Source organism: Marinobacterium rhizophilum DSM 18822 (assembly GCF_000378045.1).
GTDB lineage: Bacteria > Pseudomonadota > Gammaproteobacteria > Pseudomonadales > Balneatricaceae > Marinobacterium_A > Marinobacterium_A rhizophilum.
The window spans coordinates 69,777-95,264 of record NZ_KB899090.1; the positions used below are offsets into that span (position 1 = coordinate 69,777).

The window sequence follows — 25,488 nt, forward strand, 5'->3', positions numbered from 1 at the left end:
TATCCCCCGTTATGAAAGATGCGCAGGACAAAGTCATTATTCTCGGTACCGATACCCAGATCGGCCTGTCCCTGATACGGGAACTGGGCCGACGAAACTGTTACGTGATCGCCATCGGGCGCTCAAGAGGCTCGATTGGGCTGCGGTCACGCTATGCGCGGGAGGGCTTCCTCTGGCCAGGGGGCGATGAAACACAGCAGATCGAGTTTCTCAACCAGGTCGCCAGGACCACGGGCGCCCGCTTCCTGCTCTGCGTGTCCGAGACCGATATTCTGTTCCTCAATCGCTGTCGCGACCGCCTCGAGGGGCTGACACCGCTGATTCCCAGTCAGGCGACCATCGACAGGGTGCTCGACAAGCAGGGCACCGCCAGCGTTGCGACCCAGGTTGGCATCCTTTCGCCTGAAAGCCACGCCATCGAGGACCTGACGGAGCTTTCCGCCCTTGCCCCTTCGCTCAGCTACCCGGTGATCCTGAAATGGCGCAACCCCCATGAGGTGATGCAGGACAGCCAACGCCACGGTCTCGCGATCGAGAAGATTATCTACTGCCAAAACGCCGATGAGCTGGCCGAGCAGCTCGGGCGCTACGCGCCGCTGGGCCGGTTTCCGATGATTCAGGCGTACTGCCCAGGTTACGGCCTGGGCCAGTTTTTCTTTATGCACCAGGGTAAGGACCTGCTGCGATTTCAGCATAGACGCCTCCACGAATGGCCTCCCGAAGGCGGATTCTCGTCACTCTGTGCGGGAGTGCCGCTTGATCAACATCGTGCACTACAGGAGAAATCGATCGCCTTGCTGCGAAAGCTCGACTGGGAGGGCCCTGCGATGGTGGAATACCGGTACGATGAACATAATGACCGCGCGGTGCTGATGGAGATCAATGGGCGGTTCTGGGGAAGCCTGCCACTGGCGTACTACTCCAATGCGCCCTTCGGCTGGTACAGCTACCAGGTGCTGGGGCTGGGGCAAGTGCCTTTGGCAATCGAACCGGTACGGGATGACATCCAGTGCCGCAATACCCTGATCGAGCTCAAGCGTTTGATTCGTATAATCTTTCAACCACAGAAGATAAGGGACCGAAGTCTGAAGTTCAGCCCATTCAAAGAGGTAGCGTGTTTTATCGGCGGCTATTTCAACCCCAGGATGCGCTATTACATCTTCAGCCTGTCAGATCCCATGCCCTTGCTGGCCGACTGGGCCGCCATGGCGCGAAAATTGATGCGCCGCTAAGATCACCCCACCTCCGGTGGCCGGAACAACCGGTGAGCCAGGTACTGTTTGATCAGGTTCTCGGTAGCATTCTCGATAACGGCGTAACAATGTTCGAAATAGGCCTTGCCGTGTATATGAGGATCATGAATATGTAACCGTCTGGGCCGGGCCCAGTTCCCAAGCAGCGCAATTTGCGCACGGCTTTCGCCCAGCATACCTTTCAGTTGGTGCGCATGGCGCAACTCCATCACCAATAACAGATCCGTGTCCCGCACCTTGAAATCGGCAAAATCCGTGGTCTGGTGGGAACGCATGTCCACCCCTCGCTCCAGCGCCGTTTCCACGCCGAGGTCGAAAGCCGGCACACCGGTGGTCGTCGACAGGCCGAAACCTGCGCTGGGGATACCATGACCACGGGCCACGTATTCCCCAAAGGGACTTCGGCAGATATTCCCGAGACAGACGAATACCAGACGCTCTACCCTGGCAAAATCGACCTGCCGGTATTCATCGTCCAGGCCAACACGGGCTCCCGTCTCTGTGAGCAGCAGGCGCACAAGGCCCTTGAAACTGGCAAAGTTGTCATGGATATAGGGCATTGTTCATTCGGCTTCTGTTCCGGCTTCTAATGTTGGGTACGGCTCATATCCGAGATTCGGCTATCTTCGACAGGTTCCGATCCCGGTAGCAGAAGCTGTAGCGTTGCCCTTGGTGGAACACAGCCGGCACGTGCCGGAAAAACGGCGTATTTGCCCTGCCGGGCCACCGTCTGGCCTGTGTTCATCCTGCAAGGGTTAGGCCTGCAGGCTTGACGTCATCTTATGCGCAATCCATGGATATAGATCCAGAACTTGGATTATAGGACGGCTGCGCCGTCCGCGCTGAGCGCCATAGCAACGGGCCGTCCCTTTTCCTGGAAACGGATGCCAGCCAGGTACTCGGCAACACCCGTGCCCCTCAAAATCCTGATCGCCAACGATCACTTCGTGCACCAGTTGGTGCACTACCAGTGCAGGCGAGCGCCTGACAGCATCCGCATTCAATCACAACCGATAACTCAAAACGCCCGCATGGCTAGCCTGATTAACGACTAAACTCTGTCGTGAACCCAACACAATGAAACATCTGGAGACCAGATGGCATGAGAGCCACTTTACTCGGCGCCAGCTTGATCATCGTTGTATTACTGGCCATGAACCTGGTTGGCAGTGATGATTTACCTGGCCACACAACACAGACCGACCAGGCCAGCGACGCCCAAACCGGCAGAAACCTGGCCGACTGCATGGCCGTCTTAAAGGACCTGAATGGTGGTTGGTGTGAACTCCGAGTAAGCCAGGATAATCCCGGTATCAGCAATGTCTGGCCCGCCAAGCAGCCCCGTATCCAACACTCACTGGGACCCAAAGCCGTACTCATCGCCTGGAGCAGTGCCGCCTGGGATAGCGACAAAAAGACGTTTTATTTTATGGGTGGCGGCGGCAGGGACTACGGTGGTAACGAGGTCTACCGCTTTTCATTAACGGACGGTAGCTGGAAAAGACTCACCAACCCCAGCCCCCTGGATCACTGGACCACCTTCAAAAAACGCCGCTTCTGGATCCCGGATATTCGCACTGTACCGCCGGCCTCTTACATTAACGATGGACTCCTGTTCAATCGCACCACCGGCACGATGATATTACTGGCCGACCAGCCGGCCAACGGCGCCCAAATCAGGGACGACGACAATGCCACCCAGGATACCTTTTTGCAGGACGGGAGCGATCTCCACCAATATGAATTCAATCCCTCGGAATCCGAAACCCGTAATGGCCTGGCGCCCCTGAGCTGGAGGCGTATCGGTGACTATACTTGGCCCAAGGCCAGGAGTGTTCAGTTACCGGACGGCACACTGATACTGGGCAGCTACGAACAGTTGTTCAAGGTTAACCAGGATAAAAACGGTCAACTGCAAGACCCGCAACTCTTCCACGACGACCACAAGAGTCGAGGTGGCAACGCCGTCTATGATTCGCACCGGAAATGGGTCTGGAGCCTTTACCTTGACAGCCTGGTTGCCGTCGATACTTCCGGCAGGATCGTGCAGGACATTAAGCTGCCGATGAGAACCGGCAAGTCCCTGGCGTTTGATCTGCACGGTAATATTGTCATGTGGGATGGTACCACCCGCCTTTTTATGTTCAATCCCGATGATCCATCCCCGGTATGGCGTACCATCAACTGGGCTGAAAATGGACCCTATGGGGGCATGAAAGGGCGGGTCTATGGCAAGTGGGTTCATCTGGGCAATAACTATTTTGCAGGCATTTCCAGTTACAGCCACGGCATCTGGATATACAAGCATCCGGACGATTCGAAACTCGAACGCCAACTCTCGGATATCAATATTCAAAAAATAGTTGACCGGGCAGAAGACAACTCGACGTTGAAATTGCCGGCAGGACTGTATCCCTATGGGCTGCGCATTGACAAGCCCCTGACATTGGATCTCGAGGACGTAGAATTGATGGAAGTCTCTGGCGGCAAAGGGCTGCTGAACATTAATAACACCGCTGGACGGGTCACGATACGTAACTTCGAAGGCAACGCCGAGGTCGGTGCGGCACAAACCGGCAATCTTGCGGGTATCCGCATAACCGGTGTTAATTTTAATGTCAGCCTGGAAAACGTCACGATTCGCAAGACCGCCATCGGTGTCATGACCGACAACCACGGCGGCACACTCTCCATAAAGGACAGCGTTTTTGAAGATATCGGCTACTACAAGCATAAAGGCTTAAGCCATATCATTTATGCCGGCGCCATAGACACCCTGAATATCGTTAACTCTAGACTACAAAGGTCACTACATCTCGGCCATCTTCTCAAATCGCGGGCCAAATCCACGACGGTCACCAACAGCCAATTACTGGGCTTACAAAGTAATCACAGTCGTGTAATTGATCTGTCCTGCGGAGGCAGCCTCCAGGTGAACAGTTCTGTGCTGCAAAGCAGCTCGTTTACTGACAACCAGGACCTGATTTCCGTCGGTGTTGAAACACCCCAGAACTGCCGTCAAGGTTTGCTGGATGGCAATGTCGACATACAGAATAGTGTGATCGTCTTTGACCGGGATACGCCCGAAGCCAACAAAAACCGTTTATTCACCTGGCGTAGCGGAGTCAAACGCCTATCCTTGAGCAACAACATCATTGTCAACCGAGGCAACAATAACCTGCTGGAGCAGGAAATAGGCGATACCACTATTGAGGAAGAGTCCCATCACAATACCCTGTTCAAAAGTCGTCAGGCAGCCGGCCTGAATCCGATACCAGACATATCACCCGGATTCGATTTATTACCAAGATGACATCGACTCAGAGTCGAAAAAGTGAAGGGTCCCCGATGAACGCACGTAACTTGTTAACTCTAGTCATCAGCAGCTTACTCATAAGCGGGCTAGTCATCGATAACAATCAGGCCAGTACTGAGATGTTTGCTGCGACTGCATCCACTGAGGAATCTGAACTCTCCAAACTGGCTCACAAGATGGAGCCGGGTGAGTGGGCTGAACTCAAGGCCAAACGCCCCGCCAACCTTATGGCGGTGTTTGTCGGCTACCGGGATTCGGGCAAGGAAGTTTGGCATCACATTGCCGGCTGGACGGACGATGGAAAATGGGATCCCAAAACCCGGCAGTTCCTGTTTATGGGTTTTCGTAAACAGAATAAATTTATTTCTTATTCTGAGGACAGTAATCAATGGCGCGTCCTCCCCGGCCCCTTTGGCTGGAACACCTCAGCACCGGGCACATTTAAGGACACCCGAAAAACCGGTTTCGGACATGTTTACGGGCGTAATGCACTGGATACGGAGCACGGTATATTCTATGTATATTTAGCAGGCTACACCTACGCCTATCACTTGCAGGATGGCACTTGGACCCGCACACCTGGCGGAAGTGGCATGACAATCGAATATTTCCCGGGACTGGGACTGCTGTCACACGAAACCCGTCCAAACAAGAGTAAAACAGGTTTCCCACTTGCCTTATTAAAACCTCGAAGAAACACTTGGGAACCCTTTGCTGTCCTGCCCTTTTCCGGCTATCACGCGATAGTTCATTACAATCCAAAACTGGATGAGATGATATTTTTCGCCGGCAATAATGATAGAAGTGTGGTTACAATCAACCACAAAGGTCAAGTGACTCGACAGGAAGATCTGCCCTTTGACATGACCATCAGACATGGACAAGTGGTGGTGGATCCCAACACCGGCCTCTATCTGATTTTTCACCAAGGCCTATTGTATGAGTTCAACAGTAGAACCAACCAATATCGGCCCGTGATTGACTATCGTCCACCCTGGGGAAAATACGAGATGCCGGTACCGGCAGCAATTCCCGAGTTGGGTGTTATTCTGTTTGTGGACGATAAAACTCTGCTGTACAAACACAGCCCCCTAAAAAATTAAGAATTAAAGAAGCTGCGACCAAGAAACCCATTTCAGAAGATTAGGTAATATATGCAGCAGATTAGTCAATCCAGTCAACCGGACGACCAAGCCTACCTTCACCTGCAAAAAAAAGGCATTGAAATCAATATCGAAGGCCAGCGAAAATGCACAGTTGGTTATCCCTTAGAATCTAGTACCGCTCGCAATAATCCCTACGAGGGCATATATACTACATGGGAATGGGACGGCGAGAAACTTAAGGTCAACAACGACCGTTATGGAATCAAGCCGCTGTTCTACTTACTTCATGAAAACGAGATTATCATCTCATCATCGATCGTGCCAATACTTAGATCAGGGATACAGCTAATACCAGATTATCCAGGGCTTTCAGTTTTCTTGCGCCTAGGCTATTTTGTCGGTAATGATACCCCTTTTCGGGACGTAAAGTTACTTCCCCCAAATTCAACGCTCTATTGGACTAATGGAAAGCTGAGCATTGAATCAGGTAATATTGACGGTTGTTTCCAGAATCAAAGTGTCAAAAGTTACGAAGAAGCGCTTGAGGGCTACAGGTACTATTTCTCAGCCGCAATTCGTAAGCGCTCTCCAGAAAACGAAGAATTTATACTACCTTTAAGCGGTGGAAGAGACTCGCGCCATATCTTATTTGAACTTTATCATCAGGGTTTTCGACCGGAGCGCTGCGTTACACTCCAGTATCGACCACCGGCAACCAATGAGGACGAGCGCATCGCTCGATTAATTTGCGATCGACTGCACCTCAACCATGATATTGTTGAACATCCGAAGTCATGGTTTGATGCGGTCTTCGCAGACTTATCGCAGACAAACTATTGCGGCGGCGGTCACTCTTGGGTACTCCCCCTGCTCGAATACTATGTCAATAGAGGTCAAAACACGCTTTATGACGGGCTGGCGGGCGATGTGATTTCCACAGGCCATACCCTAAACAGGAAAAAAGTGGAACTATTTCTTGAGCGAGATTACGACAATCTCGCTGTTGAACTCCTGAATGAAGCCTCGTACGAAGCATTCAACCGGATTGCTCTGAAGTCCGATTTTTATCGAGAAATATCATTCGATGCTGCAGTGGAGCATCTAAAGGCTGAAATTATAAAACACGAAAATTGCAACAATCCTGCTCTTTCTTATACATTCTGGAACCGCACCAGGAGAGCTGTCGCCAGTATTCCCTATTCGATCTTCTCGTCTATTCAAAAGGTGCATTGCCCTTTTATCGACCACGATTTTTTTGATTTCTGCACAGGCATTCCAAACTACATTACCATGGGTACAGACTTTCATGACGACGTTATCAGAACTTCCTACCCTTGCCTAGCGGATATTCCTTATGAGAATAAATCGAAAAAATCTATATACGACAGAAATTCTCGCAGGTACTACCGCAAATCCGTTATAGATTTTACAAATTATGTTTTCCGTCGTGGCTTTGGTAAATCCACATTGATAAATGAAACATACCTCGCACGTCAGGTTATCAAGGATCTACTTACTAACAGCCGTGAACAACCCTGGTATCTTCGGCGGGCATTATACTTATACGAACTGGAAAAGCAGTTCACAAACGTATAAACCGTATCAACGGCCTTTCCGTCCGACAACAGCCACACACCGGCCAGTAGGCACACGTATTCAGCGGCCGCCGGGCAACTTGGGCCGCGGTGGCTTTCGCATCGGGACGGCTAAGGATCTTCTTGATCACCACTTGGTCTTCGATGCAGGCAATGATCCGCAGAGCTCCAGCGCAGTCTCGATGTCGTTACCCGCTGCAGGCGCTACGCGCAGCTTCTCGAGGTCCGGCACTCCGTTGGCGCCGGTTACTCCTTTACCCTCCGTCGCAACATGCTGACCGACCCTGTCCCGGTTGACCGATGCCCACCTGCTACGGAACTTTCCGATTGCTGAAAATCATTACAGGGTGATGAAGAAATTTTTCTCACGGGCGGACTATACTGTTTAAATCGCTACAAGAATACGGTCATAGATTTTCGAGACAAGAATAAAAAAGTAGAGTTGCCAGATGGCACGTTGAGTGGCTGAGCAAATGAATATGTCAATTATAGGAAGTAGACAATGGATACATCTAGTATAAAAGTTGATGATGTTCATATCAAAGACAATCACTTCCGGGCATTAGTTCTGCATCCACTGTTTATTCCTCTCTGCATCAGTTTGGGTTTGTTGATACGTATTTCGATCGCAGTCTTTATTCCCATAGAGCCCATGTCAGATGCTGCCTGGTATATAACTCGAGCCCAAGAGTTGACCGCAGGCATTGGCTATCAAGAGTCTGGCCACCCCACAGCCTATTGGCCTGTGGGGTGGCCGGCGATTCTTGCCGGAGGCTTTTGGATACTAAAGTCCGTTCCCCTAACAATTTTGGTTCTCAACTCCCTTTCTGCAGCTATCGTTATGTGGTTAGTTTTTGAAATCGGGCGTATTACCACTGGAAGTGAAATGGTTGCTCGGTTGGCATTACTTGCATATGCACTTTATCCGAATCACATTGCCTATACCGGTGCAGCCAATACTGAAACAGTATACGCAGCCCTGTCGATGGTGGCTTTTGTATTATTAATAAAAGGCCGTAATCGTATCCCTCTTCTAATAGTTAGCGGCTGTGCGTTTGGCATCGCCACGCTTGTAAAGCCGCAGACCCTGGCGTTTCCTTTCGGTGCAGTGATTGCTCTTACTCTTGTGTACAAAGATTATTCCTGGTGGTCGGCAATTCGTGCCGGAATAGTAGTGTACATCGTATTATTACTCGTAGTGCTTCCATGGTCATTTCGAAACAAGGAAATGTTAGGGGAATTTTTTCTAGTATCTACCAACGGTGGCGTTGCCCTTTTGCTTGGAGCTAATGATCAGGTAACAGGCGATCACTTCGACTATCAGTACACTCCCGTTTTTAAACAACTTGGTATTCCATGGCAGGATCGAGTCAGTCGACAGGTTGAGTTAAACAGACGTCAAAAAGACGCCGCTTTGGAATGGATTAATACAAACACCTTATCCTGGCTATCTTGGATGCCTCGCAAAGTACTAATATTATGGACTAAAGATACGGACGGATTTTGGAGTTTTGACAAGTCCTATCCAGAATCAATATTCGCCATTCGCGTCATTCAGATTATTAATCAGATATATTACGTATTGGTTCTTTGGCTGTCTCTCGTCTGTATTTATGTCGCTGGCAAGGCCCTTATAGCTCGTGATGAGAAGTTAATGAGACTCGGACTGCTGTTCTGTATGCCAGTATTTGTAAGTCTTCTTGCCGCAGTCTTTACTGGTCAGATTAGATATCATTATCCGGCGATGCCTTATCTTATGATAAGCGCAAGCTGGACGTTGTACAACTTCGTTATCGCAAATCGGAAAGCAGTGGAATAAACTTACATGTTAATTCAATTCATCAAGTTTATAGGTGTCGGTGTAATTGCAACCGCTATGCAATATGCCATATTGATTCTAGGTGTAGAGTGGTTGAGTTTTAATCCAGTTCTGGCATCCACTTTGGGTTATTTATTATCAGCCATACTCAACTATATTCTGAATTATTATTTCACTTTTACGAGCCAGGAAAAACACCGCATTGCCGTTATAAAATTTTCGATTGTAGTTTGTGCCGGTTTGATTTTGAATGCTAGTGCGATGCATTTTTTTTATGGCGTTATGGAAATCCAGTATTTATTCGCACAAGTACTTGCAACTGCTTTGGTGTTCGTTTGGAATTTTTCAGCGAACAGAAAATGGACATATAAGGCGGACTAGTTGTATAAATTAGTATTTAGTCTTCAATACTGCACAACAAGACGGAGGTATTAACCATGAATAAACCGAATCTGACCGTCGTAATCCCTTGCTTCAATGAAGAAGAGGTTCTTCCCGAAACGCATAATCGGATGAGTCGTTTTATTCAAGATCTCATCGATAAACGAAAGATATCTCCTGACAGTCAGATGCTACTGGTTGACGACGGGAGTTCAGACGCTACGTGGCAATTGATTAAGGCCTATTCTGAATCATCGGTGCATGTAGGCGGGTTAAAGCTTTCGCGCAATAGAGGCCATCAGGTCGCTTTATTGGCGGGCCTGCACGCAGCAAAAGGTAATGTGGTCGTCAGCATAGATGCAGATCTTCAGGATGATATTGGGGTCATCGAAACCATGTTGGATCGATATCATGAAGGTTTTGAGGTGGTCTACGGGGTTCGAGACGATCGAACGTCTGACAGCGTCTTCAAGCGCACGACGGCTGAATACTATTACAAAATATTGTCGGCCATGGGAGTTGAAATTGTTTTCAATCATGCTGACTATCGATTGCTCAGTCGACGGGCGATGGATGCGTTGAAATCGCATGAAGAAGTGAACCTTTTCTTGCGTGGCATTGTGCCTACTTTAGGCTTTAAGTCCTGTCAGGTGACCTACGAGCGAACGGAGCGTTTTGCCGGAGAATCAAAATATCCATTAAGGAAAATGCTTGCGCTTGCAATTGATGGTATCACCTCATTTTCGGCCGTACCGCTACGATTTATTGCCGGATTCGGAGTGCTCGTATTCTTGGTCAGTTTATTGATTTCGTGCTGGGCGATTTGGGTGCGCCTATTTTCTGACGACGCAGTCCCCGGCTGGGCATCATCGGTACTTCCCATGTATATGCTGGGAGGAATTCAATTGCTTAGTGTAGGGGTAGTGGGTGAGTATGTAGCTAAAATATATGCAGAAACCAAAAGAAGACCCAAATACTTTATTGAAGAGAAAACATGATATGCGCTCTCTAGTAAAAAATACTAACGTTTCCTGTCTAATTTTGGCAGTCTTGCTTTCAATTACTCCTCTGATTTTATTTTATGCTGGAGGTAGGTATGTTTCTGGAGGTGATGGCGTTTATTTTTACTATTGGGTGAAGGATTTTTTCAACTCACTAGAACAGGGAATTTTCTATCCAAGGTGGGCATATGATACCTTCGGTGGATTAGGTGGACCGGTTTTCACATATTATGCGCCACTCTATTTCTATGTATCTTCGTTGTTTTCGTATTTAACTGGAGACTACTTTTCAGGAATGCAGATAGCAGATATTTTTGGATCACTGCTATTAGGTATTTCCGGATTTTTTATCAGCTCCAAGTTACAGCTCAAGAACTCGCATACTTTATTATTTGTCGTGTTACTAACGCTTAATCCATTTCAACTGGCAACACTTCTTTATGTTCAAGGACACCCATGGAATTTTACTTATGCATTTATACTATTGCTGCTCTTCACGCTTAGCTATCTTGAGTATGGCCCACAAAAAATAATAATCATCGTATTCCTTACCAGTTGTATTTTTTTTACCCACTTATTAACAGGGGTCATGGTCATACTCTGTTTAGCCATTTCTGCAATTTTCTTGTTTATTGGTAAGGTTATTAGTAGCAAGACTTTATTTTTTGATGCAGCGGGTGTCATTCTTGGTGTTGCTTTAGCTGCGATATACTGGCTGCCAGCCATTGGCTATATGAATCTAATGAATCAAGACGGCTATTCAAACGATGTTAAATGGGATCTTGGGTTCACATTCCCTATTTTCCATGATACAAGGTGGGCACTATTTCAATATATAATTGCGGGCGGGATACTTTCATCAATTATATTTTCTGCAGCTATGTTGCGTCATGTCTCGTTAAGCAAAAGAAAATGTTTTCTGGTGCTTCTTGCCATTGCTGCTGTATCATTTTTAATGAGCACGGAATTTATGTATTTTCTTTGGGATAGATTTTCCTTTTTTAGAAAATTTCAATATGCGTATCGGTTCTTTTGTGTTTCTTCAATTTCTTCAATAGTTCTATTATTTATAGTTTTGAATGATTTATCAAAAGTCAAGATTTTTATTGCAGCCAAGCTGTGTCTTGCTATCATTTCCTTTAATATTTTACTGGGCGGGGTAATCTTACTAAAATGTTATTTTATTGATGCTAAAAACGATGTTGATGCGTTTAATAAAAATTTAGCAATTCATGGCCAGCGTGCATTCTATACGCGAGATGCAAAAAGCTTGGCTATGATTAGCTCGGAAGGCTTGTTAGATGAGGTTATTTGCATGGGACATAGCGTTATTTGTAAAGCTAAGCATAATGGTCGAGTTTATCGCTGGGACGTTGAGTCTTCAAGTCGTTCTCAAGTATTGTTACCCGTGTATTCGTTTCCAGCATGGACAGTTACTGTCGACGGTGCTAATAAAGATATCGTGACTGACTACGCAACGGGCTTAATCTCAATAGAGCTAAAGTCAGGGACTCATATTATTAAACTACAGTGGGGCGGCAGTTTGTATTATACTATTGGAACTGTTATATCTATTATCACTGTCTTAATTATATGTGTGTTTTATTTATTTTTTACATTAAGGCGTCGACATATGGTTCGCTTAACTTCGACAACCACATTCACAAGAAATTGATTATTAATGAATTAATTTTTTGTTTTGCGCGCACGAAGTCCTTGGTAATTTTCTGATTTATTTTTATGAGAGGACTTGATCTTGATACGAAAGTCAACTGTACTAACGTCAGTCGATACAGTAAGCCCCTATTGATCACCCTAAATCATTAGACATGATTCCGGACGGGATAACAGATGCAGAACGACCTCCCCTTGGTTTCGATCATCATTCCCGTGTACAACGGTGAGAAGTACATTGGCGAGTGCATCCAGAGCGTCGTTGACCAAAGCTACCCGAACAAGGAAATTATTGTTGTCGATGATGGCAGCAGCGACCATTCCCGGCAGGTGGTGGAAAACTTCGGTGACCAGGTCTGTTATCACTACCAACGGAATGCGGGTTCGGCAGTGGCTCGCAACAGCGGTATTGAACGCGCCAGAGGCCGTTACATAGCTTTCAATGACGGCGATGATCTGTGGTCTCCTAACCGACTGCACCAGCAGGTCCGTTTTCTGGAGGAGCATCCTGAGTACGGGGTTGCAACGGGCCGATTCCAACACGTGGGCCAGCACTTCAAACTGAAATCAGCCGTTCCTGTGGACAGTACTTCTGCGCCGGTGATCGACGAGGCGATGTCCGGATGGGTTTACCACACCCTGTTCGAGTGCTCCTGGTACCACATTATTGCCGCCCTCGTTCGCGTTGAGGTGCTCGAAAAGGTCCGCTTCAATCCCGACTTCAGGCGTGGGCAGGATTACGACTTCTGGCTGCAACTGGCACACCACACCCGCATCGCCCAGCTGGAGAGCAACTACGCCTATTACCGAAAGAACGAGGAAAGTATCTCTCACAAGCCCCACCTGCGTAATTACCGGGCCGAAATAATGGAGCACAACCTGCGCACCCACGGGGCAAGCAGCCGTGATGGCCGCTCCATCAGTCAGGGCAAGCTCAACCGGCTGTTTTACAATGTCTGGTTCGAATACGGCTATGAACTTTTCCTGGCCGGGTGGTATCGCAGGGCGCTGAAAGCCTTCAATATCGCCCGACGAAAGGCCCCTCTAAGCTTCAGCAGCTACAAGTTCATCATCCGCTGCCTGGTGAAACTTCACCAGGATCGCTCTCCCGCATGATCCGCAGGCGCGACCTGGCGAAGATCGCCCACATGCACAAGCAGCTCTGGCATCGAAAGCTGTTCGGCAAATCCCCCTATCCTGGTCAGGATGATCTGCTGAAAACCTGCTTCGCCAGCCCGGCCGGCCACCCCTGTCAACGCTTCGAAACCCTGATTCACTACTTCTGGGACGCCCACCAGCATTATCTACACAATACCAGCACCCTGGCGTACTACCCCGGTGCCGGCAGCATCTACGGGGCCCGCAACGACGGTATCGAGGGAGTGTCCCGTCTGCTGCCGCTCTGGGCCGCCTACCGCAACTCTCCCCTTGCCAATCCGAACCTTCGTGAGGCAATGGACGCGCAGATTCTTCGGGCGCTGGTCAACGGCACCGATCCGGATCACTCCGGCTATTGGGGGGATATAGGCCACCGCTCCACACTGATCTGCGAGGCAGGGGATATCGCCCTGGCCGTCTGGCTGATACGGGACAGCCTGTGGCAGCAACTTGCCGATACGCAACGACAACGGGTTCTGGCCTGGCTGAAACAGGTCATCGGCAAACAGACCACCGACAACAATTGGCACCTGTTCGTAATCCTGGTGGACAAGATCGTCGCAGCACTCGACGTCAGCCACCGTTTTACCAGTGCCAGTCGCTACCGGAGGATCAAAACGTTCTACCGGGGTAACGGCTGCTTTGTTGATGGCGAGGGCGGTATGGTCGACCTGTACAATGCCTGGGCTTTCCATTACAGCCTCTATTGGCTGGACATGATCGACCCCCGGTTTGATCCGCACTTCATACACGACTCAGTCCGGCAATTTGGGGCCTGGTACCAATACCTCTTTACCGATCGCGGGGTCGTCCTTTTCGGCCGCAGCCTCTGTTACCGCATGGCCACTCCAGCTCCACTGTTGATGGCTGCTGAGCTCAACCCCCTTGGGTTCCCCTCCGGCATGGCGCTAACCGCTCTGGACAGTTGCTGGCGTTACTTCATCCTGCAGGGAGGGGTACGCCTGGGGCGACCGGCCCAGGGGGTTTTTGACGATGACCTGAGATGGCTCGACCCCTACAGCGGCCCGGCCAGTTCGTTCTGGTCCACCCGCTCCCTGGTGGTCTTCTATCACCAGTCACTGTCGCTCGATTGGCCCCTGGTCCAGCCAGCCCCATTACCCGCCCAGGAACGCCAGGTGGAGATGCAGATCAGTGAAGCCGGACTGCGGCTGGCCACCGATCCCGACAAGGGACTCAGTCAGGTCATATTCTATGATCACTGCTACACCGGCAACGAAATAGCCCCCAGGCAGCAGTCCCTGCGGGAAATGCTCAGACAGTGGGTCTACGGGGTCGCCTGCCGCCCATCCAATAACCTGCTCCGACTGGGATTACGAGAATTCGACTCCCGGCTGGATGCTTACCGCCGGTAAGCGATCGTATGAGATGTCCCGGCGCAGCGCGGGCCTTATCAGAACGCCGGTGAACAATTTATGTGAATCCCGGGTAGACGATGCTGGGACACGATATGAAAGAGCGATGTGGCAGAAGGATTCTGCATTCAGGGATGACAGGCATGTGCGATCGCCAGAGAAAACAGCCACTCATCAAATCCAACTGGACTCATTGCCCATTGGCAATAACCACCTGATGCGCCCAGCTACTTTGTTAGCGTTGCTGCCTCAAGTGTACTGTTGCACCCTATATGAAGCTTATAACGACCCCGGTTCATCAAACGAATGTATGAGCTGCGCTGCAAAGATCGGCTGAGCGCATTCCCTCCAGCGGCATACATCAGCAGACTGGAGAACTCGATCAGCAAAATGATGGACAGCAGCACCCCCAGCTGCGGCATCATCCGGTAACCCGGATCGATAAAGGGTCGCAGCAACGCAATAAAGAACGCCCAGCCCTTGGGGTTGGAAATGGCCGTGACAAATCCCTGCAGTGCCAATTCATAGGCCGCCAAATCACGAGCCCCCCCGACGTCGACAATGCCATCCGCCCTTTTGCTCACCACAACTGCACACCGACATAGGCCAGATAAGCGCCTCCACCATAACGCAAGACCTCAAACAACGCCGGATATTGCAACAGCACTGCCGCCACACCTAGCCCCGATGCGCCCGCCACCAATCCGACACCGATCAGCTCACCCAACATCAACCAGAGGGTACGACGCAAGCCAATGCTCATCCCCATGGTCAGCGCCAGTGTCATGCACATGCCGGGCGGAATTGATACAAAGAAGAACGTGGGAATGAAAATACCGAGCACGGTCAGATTTAATATCCATTCCATGAAATACCCTCAGCACAATATTCAATCAATCCAGTACATGGAAACCACCAACGCAGCCTCAAACAGCATGTTTTATCAAGATGAGTAATATCTATTGAATAGAAATTCTCACCTATGTACTGAAAAAGCATCGTTTGCGGCTGCAACCGACTGTGGATAATCTGCACGCATAAATCAATGCGTGCCACAACAGTGCGCAGAATCGAATTCAGCACCGTTAGCGTGCATATTTTAGATGGGAAAACATCATGCAATCTGATCTGTACTTCGCGCCCTTCACTTCTGCAAATCAGAACAAGAACCGTCGGGAAACCGAGCAGGAATACTTCATGCGTCTGGCGCGCGAATTTGAAGCGACACGTGCCAATCAGAGACGCGAAGAAATCAAACAGAAGATCAAGGGTGTTTTTGTTGCTTTCTTTAACCTGTTCAAGTTCAAGCGTACCCAGAATCTCGAAGCGCTGATCGGTTGATCCTCGAATGTCCGCGATCATACAGCAAAGCCAGGCTGCTAAACTGTCGGGCTTTGCTGCATAAAAACGCAACTCCTTGAGCTTCCTGCGCCCTTCCTGAATACCCTCGCTTTACCCGTATCCACAACTTCGCGCCCAACGTAGACCGTCATGGCGCCAAGCCATAATCCCCTCGTTAAATGCAGCATCAACACACCCGTCAGAAGCCGGCAGCACCGCCAGGTCGAGAACCTGACAATGCACACAGGCTCGAACGTCACAATTACCCCCCCAGCGACTGCGCAGCATAGTAGCGCCGCAACACCCGGGACAGATTCCAGGAATCATGCGCACCCGCCATCTCTCTTATCGAGTGCATCGCAAACTGGGGCACACCGACATCCAGTACCCGAACGCCAATTTCAGCCGCCGTGATCGGGCCAATAGTGCTGCCACAGGCCATGTCGGTACGCACCACGAAAGACTGCACCGGCACCTCTTCTCGAGCCGCCAGGTCACGAAAAATCGAGCTGGTCTCACTGCTGGTGGCATAGCGCTGATTGGCATTCACCTTGATCACGGGGCCTGCATTAAGCAAGGGACCATGATTGTCGTCATGACGGTCGGAAAAATTGGGATGCACACCGTGGGCATTATCGGCGGAGATCATCATGGAGCGGGCCAGCATGCGCTGACGCGCCTCGGGCTCCGGCAAAAGGCGCTCAAGCACATGCGCCAGCATCGGCCCCTGCGCACCGGCGGCACTCATGCTGCCCACCTCTTCGTGATCGTTGCAGACCAGCAGGGCACCCTGCGCCGTATGGCTTTGCAGCAATGCATCCAGACCAATAAAGCAACTCAGCAGGTTATCGAGGCGCGCGGAAAGCAAGAACTCGGACGCAAGCCCCAGCAAGGCTGGGGCCTGAGTATCATAAAGCGACAGGTCATAATCCAGCACCTGGTCGATACCAGGCACACCCTGTGCCTGCAACTCACGCTTGAGCAAGGCCCTGAAATCCGCTTTTTCGTCCATCTGCCCCAACACAACGGGCAAATAAGTCTGCGCATTGATGGTGCGCGCGTTATTCACTTCCCTGTCCAGATGGATGGCCAGGCTGGGAATCACCGCCACCGGCCGGTCAAAATCCAGCAATGCCTGGTCCAGTGCCCCGTCGGTACGACGGTAGTTGACCCTCCCCGCTATCGACAGATCGCGATCAAACCAGGGATTCAGCAAGGCACCACCATACACCTCTACGCCCAGTTGCAGGTAACCCTGGCGATGCAGCTCTGGCGCAGGCTTCACTTTCAAGCAGGGTGAGTCCGTATGAGCCCCGACCATACGCAGACCAGACTCTTCGAGCTTGCCCGCCTTGGGCATACTCCAGGCAATAATCGATGAGCCATTGCGGGTCGTAAAATAGCGCCCACCCGGCTCAAGACACCAGGCATCACGCTCCAGCAAGCCCACAAAACCTGCTGATTCAAGCCGTTTAACCATTTGCGCCACTGCATGATACGGCGTACGCGCGGCCGCCAGAAAACTCATCAGTTCGCTGTTAAAGTGCTGCATCCTTCCACCCTCCATTACTGCTATTACTGTGCAGGCTCGACTTCAAGCAGCTCAACTTTAAAGATCAAGGCCGAATTTGGCGCAATGTCCGGCGTTGGGCTTGACATGCCATAGGCAAGCTCAGAAGGCAGATAAAGCATCCACTGCGCTCCTTCACGCATCAGTTGCAGCCCTTCGCTCCAGCCCGGAATAACACGATTCAGTGGAAAACGCGCAGGCTCGCCTCTTGCATAGGAGCTGTCAAACACCGTGCCATCGACCAGCCTACCTTCATAGTGCACACGCACCGTACTGCCAGCATCCGGCTTAGCGCCCGAACCTGGCACCAGCACGCGGTACTGCAACCCCGAGGGTAACGTGACGACCCCTTCAACTTGAGCGTTACTGGCCAGAAATGCCTGGCCGGCACGCTGATTGTCATCATTACGCGCCTTGTCGACTAGCTGCTGACGAAAAGCCTCCTCCTTCGAGTCATCCCCACACCCTACCAGCGCCGTGCCAATCATGACCCACAGCGCCAACCTTGTTGCTCTTTTATGCATTCGAAACTCACCCTGTTAACGCCGTAAACGCTTGATTTTACATTAGGTCACGCGATGACTACACTCTGTAGCCTGTACTGGTTGAACTTGCCAGGCGTTTGGCCTGTCTGAAGGTTCAACAACCTGGCCTACTGGGACGCACCGAACCGATATGCTCAATCGAACTCTCTTTTTGCTTCCAACCCTGGCACTGGCATTTCTGCTTCAAAGTGCAACCGCCAGCACCACCGCTCCGGAAGCTCTCGCTCCAGAGCCCATTCATCGCCAAACCGTGCTCGATATACTGGACTCACTGTCGCGCGAACACTACAACAAGGTCACCATAGACGACAGCTTTTCGGGTCAGCTGCTGGAGCAGTACCTGGAAGACCTTGACCCCGGCAAGAGCTATTTTTACGCCAGCGATATCGCGGAATTTCAGCCCTTGAGCACCACCCTGGACGACAGTATTCAGGCCGGTGAACTCAAGGATGCCTATAGCATCTTCAATCGCTATCAGCAGCGCATGCATGAACGGCTGACCTTCATGATCGCCGAACTCGAAGACGGCCTGGAAGACGTTCAGTTCGACCTGGATGAAACCCTCGACATCGATCGCACCGACGCAGACTGGATTCAGACCCCGGCCGAGATGGACGAACTGTGGCGCAAACGCCTTAAAAATGCCGCACTGAGCCTCAAGCTGGCCGACAAGAGCCTCGCCGATACGACCGAAACGCTGCTCAAGCGCTATCGCTACCAGCTACACCGCGCCGAGCAGATGAAAAGCGAAGACGTTTTTCAAACCTACATTAATTCCTTATCCAAAGGATACGACCCGCACACCCAGTACTTCTCGCCGCGCAATTCGGAAAACTTCCAGATCAACATGAGCCTTTCCCTAGAAGGTATTGGCGCCGTACTGCAGAGCGATGACGAATTCACCAAGATCGTGCGCCTCGTACCGGCCGGCCCTGCCGACAAGACCGGCCAGCTAAAGGCCTCCGATACGATTGTTGCCGTGGCTCAGGGTGATGAAGGCGAAATGATCGATATCATCGGCTGGCGCCTGGATGACGTGGTGGACAAGATTCGAGGCCCGGCCGACACCGTCGTGCGCCTGCAAATAAACCCCGCCGGCAGCAACGACCGCCAAAAGCGTAAGGAAGTACGCATCGTGCGCAGCAAGGTGAAGCTGGAAGAGCAGGCAGCGCAGAAGCGTATTCTTGAACTCGACTATCAAGGGCAGAACTATCGCCTGGGCGTGATCGAAATTCCGGCTTTCTATATCGATTTTGCCGCCTTGCAAAACGGCGACCCCAACTACAAGAGCACAACGCGGGACGTCGAAAAGCTGATCAAGGAACTGACCGAGGAAGGCATTCAGGGCCTGGTGATTGACCTGCGCGACAATGGCGGCGGCTCGCTGCGCGAAGCCAACGAACTGGTTGGCCTCTTTATCAGCCGCGGCCCTACCGTTCAGATTCGAGACCCCAACGGTCGTATCGACATCCTGGGGGACTACGATGCCGATGTCGCCTACAACGGCCCACTGGCCGTGCTGGTTAACCGCCTTAGCGCCTCCGCATCGGAAATATTTGCTGGCGCCATTCAGGACTATCGCCGCGGTGCAGTCGTCGGCAGCCCGACGTTTGGCAAGGGTACCGTGCAGTCGCTGCATGCCCTGCGCCATGGACAACTCAAGATGACGCACGCCAAGTTCTACCGCATCTCCGGCGACAGCACTCAGCACAAGGGCGTTGTACCGGACATCAAGCTGCCCAGCATGTACAACGAAATGGATATTGGCGAAAGCGCGCTGGAAGGCGCCCTGCCCTGGGACCAGGTCAGAGAAGTACGTCATGGCAAGTTCATTGGCGTCGACAATTTCCTTGAAGAACTCAACCAGCGCCACCTGAAGCGGGTCGAGACCGACCCGGACTTCATTTTCATGCGGGAACAGGTCAAGCACCTGGAAGAAGTCGCCAGGGACAAGGTCATTCCGCTTAACGAAGAGGCACTGCGCAAGGAACGCGATGCGGCAGAACAGTGGCAACTCGATGCCCAGAACCGCCGCCGCACACTCAAGCAACTACCACCGCTGACCGAGTTATCAGAGCTGGAAGACGACTTGAAGAAGGATGAGCAGGGGCGCCCCATCAGCCCGGAATCCATCGCGCAACTGGAAGAAACCGGTCGCATTTTGCTGGATATGGTGGACCTGACGTTCAGGTACACTGCAGCCAAGGAATAAGGCACACGCATGGTAAAACCGAGCCGCCAGACACTGCTTCTGACAGGCGCGTCAGTGCTGATTATTGCATTGGCGACGGGCGGCTACCTAAGCTATCGCAACATTCAGGCACAGCACGCAAGCACCCTGCAGGAGCTTGCGCAGCTGGGCTACTATCCCGCCAGCGAAGACAGCGCGACGCCCCATCAGGCACCGAGCAGCGAGCAAATCAAGGCACGCATGCAAAGCTCGACGCCGACACCCGTACAGCAGCTGATTTACAACCTGACTGAAGAAAAGGAACGACTGGCGCATGCCAATCAGGAACTGCAGACACAGCTGAACGCTGCGCAAGCGCAAATCCAGTCCCTGCAAGAATACAGGCAGCTGAACGAGTACTTCGCACCGAAAACCTTCGACCAGAAAATATCCCAGGTCGAAAGCGAACTGAAGACCTACCTGAGGAGACTGCCCGAAGCCGACCGCTTCTCTGACGCACAGATCGACATCATGGCGATAGCATCCGCACAGGAATACCGGCGCTACGCGCAGCAAAACAGGCTAATGCTGGATCAGGCTGAGCATGATCGCATCATGAACGACTATTTGCCGGGCTTCGCCTTCTGTACCGGTGACGCCGCTGAGGTGGCCGCAAACAATGCGCAGGAAGAGCACATGCTGGCACAGTATCTCAGGACGAATGATTCGTCGCTACTTTCGGCAGCACTGCGCCAGGACCTGCTCTCGGTCATCAAGCCATGCCAGCTGGCGCTGCGCACCTCACTAGACGCCCTGCTCTAAGTCAGCTCTTCTTGGCCAGGCGAGCTCGGGCTTCAGCACGCTGTGCTTCAATACGCTCACGCTTGGCTGCGGCCTTTGCTTCACGCTTGCGCGCAGCTTCGGCTTTCTGCTCTTCCTGAATACGGGCGAGGTCTTCCTGACGCTGCTGCTCGCGCTCCTGCTTAAGGCGGGCTTTTTCACGCAGTTCAGCCGCAAACTCTTCCGACTTGCGGGCTCGCTCAGTGGCGAGTTCTTCAATGCGCTCACGCTTGCTTTCGGTAATGCTGGCTTCTAGCTCTTGCAACTTTGCGATCTGAGCTTCTATATCGGTTTTTGTCATGTAATCCTGGTAATCACTCTGCTGGGGTTTGTAACTGAAACCAATTATAACGACAACAGACCCCCGAGCGCTATCTTAACGCGCACATTAGCTGTACAATATGGCTCCCTTATTGCGGTGAATGGGTCGCCCGTCAGCAACGGCGACCGCCGCCGCTTTATGTTTAATCTGACCTATACAGCTGACGGTATAGAAAGTTCGCGCCGCCCTTATTCCAAACGGGTCGCCGACTTACCATAGGACCTATTCATGAGCGAAAGCTTTGCTGAACTATTTGAAGAATCCCTGCAAAACGTAGATATGACTCCGGGCACCCTCGTTATGGGTGAAGTTGTCGACATCGACAGCGACTGGGTTACCGTTAACGCAGGTCTCAAATCCGAAGCCGTTATCCCGCGCGTACAGTTCCTTAACGATAACAACGAACTTGAAATCAAGATCGGTGACACGGTTAAGGTCGCTCTGGAAGCGGTAGAAGACGGTTTCGGTGAAACCCGCCTGTCCCGTGAAAAAGCCAAACGCGCTGAAGCCTGGGAAGTACTGCAGACCAAATTCGAAGCTGAAGAAACCGTTACCGGTTACATCAGCGGCAAGGTCAAGGGCGGCTTCACCGTCAGCATCAACAACATTCAGGGCTTCCTGCCGGGCTCCCTGGTTGACGTGCGTCCTGTACGCGATGTTGACCACCTGGAAGGCAAGGAACTTGAATTCAAACTGATCAAGCTGGACCCCAAGCGCAACAACATCGTTGTTTCGCGTCGTGCGGTCCTGCAGGAAGCCAACAGCGCTCAGCGCGACGAGCTGCTGGCAGCACTGCAAGAAGGCCAGGTTGTTAAGGGTTACGTCAAGAACCTGACCAACTACGGTGCCTTCATCGATCTGGGCGGCGTTGATGGCCTGCTGCACATCACTGACATGGCGTGGAAGCGCATCTCTCACCCGAGCGAAATGCTGAACCCGGGCGACGAGATCTCCGTGAAGATCATCAAGTTCGACCAGGAAACTGGCCGCATCTCCCTGGGCTTGAAACAGCTGAGCGAAGATCCGTGGGAAGCTATCAAGTCCCGCTACCCAGCCGGCAGCAAAGTACCTGCACGCATCACCAACCTGACCGATTACGGCTGCTTTGCCTCTATCGAAGACGGTGTTGAAGGCCTGGTACACGTTTCCGAAATGTCCTGGACCAACAAGAACATCCACCCGTCCAAAGTCGTGCAGATTGGCGACGAAGTCGAAGTGATGATCCTGGATGTCGACGAAGAGCGTCGCCGCATCTCCCTGGGTATCAAGCAGTGCACCGGCAATCCGTGGGTTTCCTTCGCTGAGCAGCACGCTGCTGGCGACCGCGCGGTTGGCACCATCAAGACCATCACTGACTTTGGTATCTTCGTAGGTCTGGATAACGACCTCGACGGCCTGGTTCACATGTCCGATATCACTTGGGAAGCTGATGCTGAAGCCGCCCTGCGCCAGTTCAAGAAAGGCGAAGAGGTTGAAGCTGTCATCCTGTCCATCGACGCTGAAAAAGAACGCATTTCGCTGGGTATCAAGCAGCTGGAAAGCGATCCGTTCAGCGAATACGTGGCAGCACATGACAAGGGCACCATCGTGAACGGTACCGTCAAGTCTGTTGAAGCCAAAGCTGCCGTCATCGAGCTGGCTGAAGGCATCGACGCGGTCCTGAAAGTGTCCGAGCTGAGCGCTGACCGCATTGACGACGCCACCACCGTCCTGAAGGTCGGTGACAAGGTTGAAGCCAAGATCACCAACGTTGACCGTCGCAACCGCGCCATCAGCCTTTCCGTCCGCGCCAAGGACCAGGCTGAAGAAAAAGCAGCCATCAGTGCCGTGCGCAACCAGGAAGTTGAAGTTGCCGGTCCGACCACCATCGGTGAGCTGATCAAGCAGCAGATGCTGAAAAACAACTAAGCGATCCCGTATCGCCTGGTATAAGAAAGGAGCGCTTCGGCGCTCCTTTTTTTATATCTCACTGCAATCAGGTACGTCGCCAGCTCGCCCAACCAACACCTGCAGCTACAAACGATAGCGACAAAATACAGGCACAAAAAAGAGCGCCGCAGCGCCCTCTTTTCACTTTCAATGCGTTAGTGCTACACGCACGCTCGACTATTCAATGACGTAATCGACAAAGTCATCTTCGCTGATCTCGTTATCCTTCACCTCATACCAGCTCAACACTGATGCATCCGCCTCGGCAACCGACTCGGCACGCCCACTGATCAGTGGATGCCATTCCGGCAGATCCTTACCTTCATGCACCAGCCGATAGGCACAGGTTCTGGGTAGCCAGTGAAATTCCTTCACATCTTCGGGACGCAGCTTGACGCACGACGGCACGAGCGAGCAGCGCTTGTCGTACTGAGTGCAGCGGCGCGTCTCGAGATCAAGCAAATGGCACACTACAGAGGTATAAAACACCTCGTGAGTGTCCTCATCCTCAATCTTGTGCAGACAGCACAATGCGCAACCATCACACAAAGACTCCCACTCATCCGACGTCATGTCCTCCAGTGACTTGCTGCGCCAGAATACCTCCTGAGCCACTTAACGCACCCCGGTTTCAGGACGATCCGGGTACAGATCAAGCATGTAATCTTCCTTGGGAGGCGGCATCTGCAGGTAATATCCGTTTTCCGCCAGCCCAGCCAGCATCTTGTCGATATCGATACGCGCAAGCTTGCGGCCCGGCCTGATCGGCATATCCATCAGATGAACCGGCGTGCCAAACATCGCAATCAGCGCCTCAGGCACACGCGCAAGCTGCTGGCGTTTTTCAACATAAAGGTACATCTCGTCCTTACGCGGACTTCTATAAATACTGCAAATCTTCATATTAACTCTCGCTACTGTTCAAACTGGCGCAACTTCACCAACAGCTCGTCGCCGATCACTTTCTGACGCCACCCCTGCAAGCCCGGTGGCAACTCGTAGTGACCGTCGTCACCGCCGGTACGGATCAGCGCCTCCAGGTCACGGCGGCGCAGCAGCAACTCAGGCGCTATATCCAGCGCTTCTGCCCGCTCGCGCCCCAAAGCCTTGAGGCGCTTGAGCCGCGTGTTCCAGATAACGTGCAAGGGCCTTGGAATCGGCTCCACCGATTGTGCATCAGGCGCACTGGCGGCATCGCGCAAAAAGCCCAGAATGGTTTCGCCATCTTCACGCAGAATCCGACGTTTCAGCTCCGGCACTCTGGACAGCTCAAGCACGGTGCGTGGCCAGCGCATGATAATATCCAGCAACGTCTGGTTACGCAGCACCCGATTCCGAGGCACATTGCGCGAGCGGCATTGCTGCTCGCGCCAGGCAGTCAGATCACGCAGGGCCGCCACCTTGTAGGGAGGCTGCGCTGCCATCTGGCTGAAGCGCAAATAATAGTGAACACCGGTTACGTCGCCATCCGGCACATTGGACAGCATCGTCAGCATTTCCTCCTGCAACCAGGGCAGCATTCCGCGACGCTCAAGCTCATCCATTTGCATACGACAGATCGCCGGCAAATAGGCAACATCGAGTGCCGCATACTGTTCCTGACGCTGCGTCAGAGGGCGCTGCAGCCAGTCAGAGGTTGTTTCACCCTTGCCCATCTGTACACCCAGGGCATTCTCCAGCATGCGCTGCAGACCCACGGTAAAGCCCCAGCCAACGAATGCACCGGCAACCTGGGTATCGAACAGCGGACTGGGCAACACGCCAAACAGGTACTGAAACAACTCCAGATCTTCGCTGCTGGCGTGAAACACTTTCAGCACCGAAGGTTCAACAAAGAGAGCCAGCAGCGGCGAAAAATCCGTGATGCTCAGCGGATCGATCAGATAGCAGGCCCGATCGTCCGCCAGCTGAATCAGCCCGGCAATCGGATAATAGGTGTCCACCCGCTGAAACTCAGTGTCCAGCGCGACCATTGGCAGCGTGCGCCAGTGTTCGCACAGCTGCGCCAGCGACTCATTCGTGCCAACCCACACAGGCTCCTGAGCGGAGCGCTCGAGCTGGTGCCAGTCATATCCATTGTCCTGCCCCATGCCTA

The 25,488-nt window shown here is 52.0% G+C and carries 23 protein-coding genes; 14 read left to right on the forward strand and 9 right to left on the reverse strand.

The features are described from left to right. Positions 1-11 precede the first annotated feature (11 nt). The gene (locus tag F451_RS0102150; protein WP_020679707.1) at positions 12-1,232 is read left to right on the forward strand and encodes a carboxylate--amine ligase; all 1,221 of its coding nucleotides are present in this window, start codon (positions 12-14) and stop codon (positions 1,230-1,232) included. A gap of 2 nt (positions 1,233-1,234) precedes the next feature. Here F451_RS0102150 and F451_RS24565 read toward each other — a convergent pair whose 3' ends face one another. After that, complete coding sequence (locus tag F451_RS24565) at positions 1,235-1,813, reverse strand: arsenate reductase/protein-tyrosine-phosphatase family protein (protein WP_020679708.1); 579 nt, start codon at positions 1,811-1,813, stop codon at positions 1,235-1,237. A gap of 542 nt (positions 1,814-2,355) precedes the next feature. Between F451_RS24565 and F451_RS0102165 the strand changes: the two genes are divergently transcribed. The 9 genes from F451_RS0102165 to F451_RS24575 all read left to right on the forward strand — a co-directional run bounded on the left by F451_RS0102165 (position 2,356) and on the right by F451_RS24575 (position 14,676). Beyond that, positions 2,356-4,566: a right-handed parallel beta-helix repeat-containing protein gene (locus F451_RS0102165; protein ID WP_020679710.1), complete on the forward strand. Its 2,211-nt coding sequence runs from the start codon at positions 2,356-2,358 to the stop codon at positions 4,564-4,566. Between the two features lie 35 nt (positions 4,567-4,601). Continuing rightward, positions 4,602-5,672 carry a hypothetical protein gene (locus F451_RS0102170; protein ID WP_020679711.1) on the forward strand — a complete coding sequence of 357 codons (1,071 nt, stop codon included), beginning with the start codon at positions 4,602-4,604 and terminating at the stop codon, positions 5,670-5,672. 51 nt (positions 5,673-5,723) lie between these two features. Continuing rightward, positions 5,724-7,271: an asparagine synthetase B family protein gene (locus tag F451_RS24570; RefSeq protein ID WP_020679712.1), complete on the forward strand. Its 1,548-nt coding sequence runs from the start codon at positions 5,724-5,726 to the stop codon at positions 7,269-7,271. Positions 7,272-7,772: 501 nt separating this feature from the next. Then, positions 7,773-9,089: a glycosyltransferase family 39 protein gene (locus F451_RS0102180; protein WP_020679713.1), complete on the forward strand. Its 1,317-nt coding sequence runs from the start codon at positions 7,773-7,775 to the stop codon at positions 9,087-9,089. Positions 9,090-9,095: 6 nt separating this feature from the next. Continuing rightward, positions 9,096-9,470 (forward strand): GtrA family protein, encoded by a 375-nt coding sequence (locus F451_RS0102185; protein ID WP_020679714.1) that lies wholly within the window; start codon positions 9,096-9,098, stop codon positions 9,468-9,470. 56 nt (positions 9,471-9,526) lie between these two features. After that, entirely contained in the window at positions 9,527-10,468 is a 942-nt protein-coding gene (locus F451_RS0102190) for a glycosyltransferase family 2 protein (protein WP_020679715.1), read from the forward strand. Beyond that, a complete protein-coding gene (locus F451_RS27570) occupies positions 10,419-12,146 on the forward strand; it encodes a 6-pyruvoyl-tetrahydropterin synthase-related protein (protein ID WP_156826347.1) in 1,728 nt (575 codons plus the stop codon). Before F451_RS0102190 ends, F451_RS27570 begins: the two co-directional genes overlap by 50 nt. A 176-nt stretch (positions 12,147-12,322) precedes the next feature. Continuing rightward, entirely contained in the window at positions 12,323-13,261 is a 939-nt protein-coding gene (locus tag F451_RS0102200; protein ID WP_020679717.1) for a glycosyltransferase family 2 protein, read from the forward strand. Next, the gene (locus tag F451_RS24575) at positions 13,258-14,676 is read left to right on the forward strand and encodes a DUF2264 domain-containing protein (RefSeq protein WP_020679718.1); all 1,419 of its coding nucleotides are present in this window, start codon (positions 13,258-13,260) and stop codon (positions 14,674-14,676) included. Before F451_RS0102200 ends, F451_RS24575 begins: the two co-directional genes overlap by 4 nt. Positions 14,677-14,903: 227 nt before the next feature. Here F451_RS24575 and F451_RS28685 read toward each other — a convergent pair whose 3' ends face one another. Both F451_RS28685 and F451_RS28690 read right to left on the reverse strand, forming a co-directional pair. Next, positions 14,904-15,263: a LysE family translocator gene (locus F451_RS28685; RefSeq protein ID WP_338040018.1), complete on the reverse strand. Its 360-nt coding sequence runs from the start codon at positions 15,261-15,263 to the stop codon at positions 14,904-14,906. Continuing rightward, positions 15,257-15,544 carry a LysE family transporter gene (locus F451_RS28690; RefSeq protein ID WP_020679719.1) on the reverse strand — a complete coding sequence of 96 codons (288 nt, stop codon included), beginning with the start codon at positions 15,542-15,544 and terminating at the stop codon, positions 15,257-15,259. Before F451_RS28690 ends, F451_RS28685 begins: the two co-directional genes overlap by 7 nt. Before the next feature lie 248 nt (positions 15,545-15,792). On the opposite strand from F451_RS28690, the gene F451_RS0102215 reads away from it, so the two are divergent. Further along, positions 15,793-16,017, forward strand: a complete 225-nt coding sequence (locus tag F451_RS0102215) for a hypothetical protein (RefSeq protein ID WP_020679720.1) — start codon at positions 15,793-15,795, stop codon at positions 16,015-16,017. 262 nt (positions 16,018-16,279) lie between these two features. Here the strand turns inward: F451_RS0102215 and F451_RS0102220 are convergent, their stop codons facing one another. Both F451_RS0102220 and F451_RS0102225 read right to left on the reverse strand, forming a co-directional pair. Beyond that, positions 16,280-17,569 carry a M18 family aminopeptidase gene (locus F451_RS0102220; protein WP_020679721.1) on the reverse strand — a complete coding sequence of 430 codons (1,290 nt, stop codon included), beginning with the start codon at positions 17,567-17,569 and terminating at the stop codon, positions 16,280-16,282. A gap of 23 nt (positions 17,570-17,592) precedes the next feature. Then, a complete protein-coding gene (locus F451_RS0102225; RefSeq protein WP_040879333.1) occupies positions 17,593-18,111 on the reverse strand; it encodes a BamJ family beta-barrel-assembly machinery protein in 519 nt (172 codons plus the stop codon). A gap of 151 nt (positions 18,112-18,262) precedes the next feature. On the opposite strand from F451_RS0102225, the gene F451_RS0102230 reads away from it, so the two are divergent. Then, positions 18,263-20,344 (forward strand): carboxy terminal-processing peptidase, encoded by a 2,082-nt coding sequence (locus F451_RS0102230; protein ID WP_020679723.1) that lies wholly within the window; start codon positions 18,263-18,265, stop codon positions 20,342-20,344. A 9-nt stretch (positions 20,345-20,353) separates the two neighbouring features. Then, the gene (locus tag F451_RS0102235; RefSeq protein ID WP_020679724.1) at positions 20,354-21,124 is read left to right on the forward strand and encodes a hypothetical protein; all 771 of its coding nucleotides are present in this window, start codon (positions 20,354-20,356) and stop codon (positions 21,122-21,124) included. Between the two features lies 1 nt (position 21,125). Here the strand turns inward: F451_RS0102235 and F451_RS0102240 are convergent, their stop codons facing one another. Next, complete coding sequence (locus F451_RS0102240; protein WP_020679725.1) at positions 21,126-21,443, reverse strand: hypothetical protein; 318 nt, start codon at positions 21,441-21,443, stop codon at positions 21,126-21,128. 249 nt (positions 21,444-21,692) lie between these two features. On the opposite strand from F451_RS0102240, the gene rpsA reads away from it, so the two are divergent. Continuing rightward, a complete protein-coding gene (gene rpsA, locus F451_RS0102245) occupies positions 21,693-23,372 on the forward strand; it encodes a 30S ribosomal protein S1 (RefSeq protein WP_020679726.1) in 1,680 nt (559 codons plus the stop codon). Between the two features lie 198 nt (positions 23,373-23,570). Here the strand turns inward: rpsA and F451_RS0102250 are convergent, their stop codons facing one another. Genes F451_RS0102250 through rnd form a run of 3 tightly spaced genes read right to left on the reverse strand, consistent with a single transcriptional unit; the run spans position 23,571 to position 25,483 of the window. Then, on the reverse strand, positions 23,571-24,008 hold the full coding sequence (locus tag F451_RS0102250; protein WP_020679727.1) for a YcgN family cysteine cluster protein: 438 nt from the start codon (positions 24,006-24,008) through the stop codon (positions 23,571-23,573). After that, the gene (locus F451_RS0102255) at positions 24,009-24,254 is read right to left on the reverse strand and encodes a YcgL domain-containing protein (protein WP_020679728.1); all 246 of its coding nucleotides are present in this window, start codon (positions 24,252-24,254) and stop codon (positions 24,009-24,011) included. 53 nt (positions 24,255-24,307) lie between these two features. After that, positions 24,308-25,483, reverse strand: a complete 1,176-nt coding sequence (gene rnd, locus F451_RS0102260) for a ribonuclease D (protein ID WP_020679729.1) — start codon at positions 25,481-25,483, stop codon at positions 24,308-24,310. Positions 25,484-25,488 lie beyond the last annotated feature (5 nt).

Coding starts and splice junctions, on each gene's coding strand:
- F451_RS24565 (WP_020679708.1), bottom strand. CDS start 1,813: ATGCCCTATATCCATGACAACTTTGCCAGTTTCAAGGGCCTTGTGCGC.
- F451_RS0102200 (WP_020679717.1), top strand. CDS start 12,323: ATGCAGAACGACCTCCCCTTGGTTTCGATCATCATTCCCGTGTACAAC.
- F451_RS0102165 (WP_020679710.1), top strand. CDS start 2,356: ATGAGAGCCACTTTACTCGGCGCCAGCTTGATCATCGTTGTATTACTG.
- F451_RS0102215 (WP_020679720.1), top strand. CDS start 15,793: ATGCAATCTGATCTGTACTTCGCGCCCTTCACTTCTGCAAATCAGAAC.
- F451_RS0102190 (WP_020679715.1), top strand. CDS start 9,527: ATGAATAAACCGAATCTGACCGTCGTAATCCCTTGCTTCAATGAAGAA.
- F451_RS0102255 (WP_020679728.1), bottom strand. CDS start 24,254: ATGTACCTTTATGTTGAAAAACGCCAGCAGCTTGCGCGTGTGCCTGAG.
- F451_RS0102180 (WP_020679713.1), top strand. CDS start 7,773: ATGGATACATCTAGTATAAAAGTTGATGATGTTCATATCAAAGACAAT.
- F451_RS0102185 (WP_020679714.1), top strand. CDS start 9,096: ATGTTAATTCAATTCATCAAGTTTATAGGTGTCGGTGTAATTGCAACC.
- F451_RS24570 (WP_020679712.1), top strand. CDS start 5,724: ATGCAGCAGATTAGTCAATCCAGTCAACCGGACGACCAAGCCTACCTT.
- F451_RS0102220 (WP_020679721.1), bottom strand. CDS start 17,569: ATGCAGCACTTTAACAGCGAACTGATGAGTTTTCTGGCGGCCGCGCGT.
- F451_RS27570 (WP_156826347.1), top strand. CDS start 10,419: ATGCAGAAACCAAAAGAAGACCCAAATACTTTATTGAAGAGAAAACAT.
- F451_RS0102225 (WP_040879333.1), bottom strand. CDS start 18,111: ATGCATAAAAGAGCAACAAGGTTGGCGCTGTGGGTCATGATTGGCACG.
- F451_RS0102230 (WP_020679723.1), top strand. CDS start 18,263: ATGCTCAATCGAACTCTCTTTTTGCTTCCAACCCTGGCACTGGCATTT.
- F451_RS24575 (WP_020679718.1), top strand. CDS start 13,258: ATGATCCGCAGGCGCGACCTGGCGAAGATCGCCCACATGCACAAGCAG.
- F451_RS28690 (WP_020679719.1), bottom strand. CDS start 15,544: ATGGAATGGATATTAAATCTGACCGTGCTCGGTATTTTCATTCCCACG.
- rnd (WP_020679729.1), bottom strand. CDS start 25,483: ATGGGGCAGGACAATGGATATGACTGGCACCAGCTCGAGCGCTCCGCT.
- F451_RS0102170 (WP_020679711.1), top strand. CDS start 4,602: ATGAACGCACGTAACTTGTTAACTCTAGTCATCAGCAGCTTACTCATA.
- rpsA (WP_020679726.1), top strand. CDS start 21,693: ATGAGCGAAAGCTTTGCTGAACTATTTGAAGAATCCCTGCAAAACGTA.
- F451_RS0102240 (WP_020679725.1), bottom strand. CDS start 21,443: ATGACAAAAACCGATATAGAAGCTCAGATCGCAAAGTTGCAAGAGCTA.
- F451_RS0102235 (WP_020679724.1), top strand. CDS start 20,354: ATGGTAAAACCGAGCCGCCAGACACTGCTTCTGACAGGCGCGTCAGTG.
- F451_RS0102150 (WP_020679707.1), top strand. CDS start 12: ATGAAAGATGCGCAGGACAAAGTCATTATTCTCGGTACCGATACCCAG.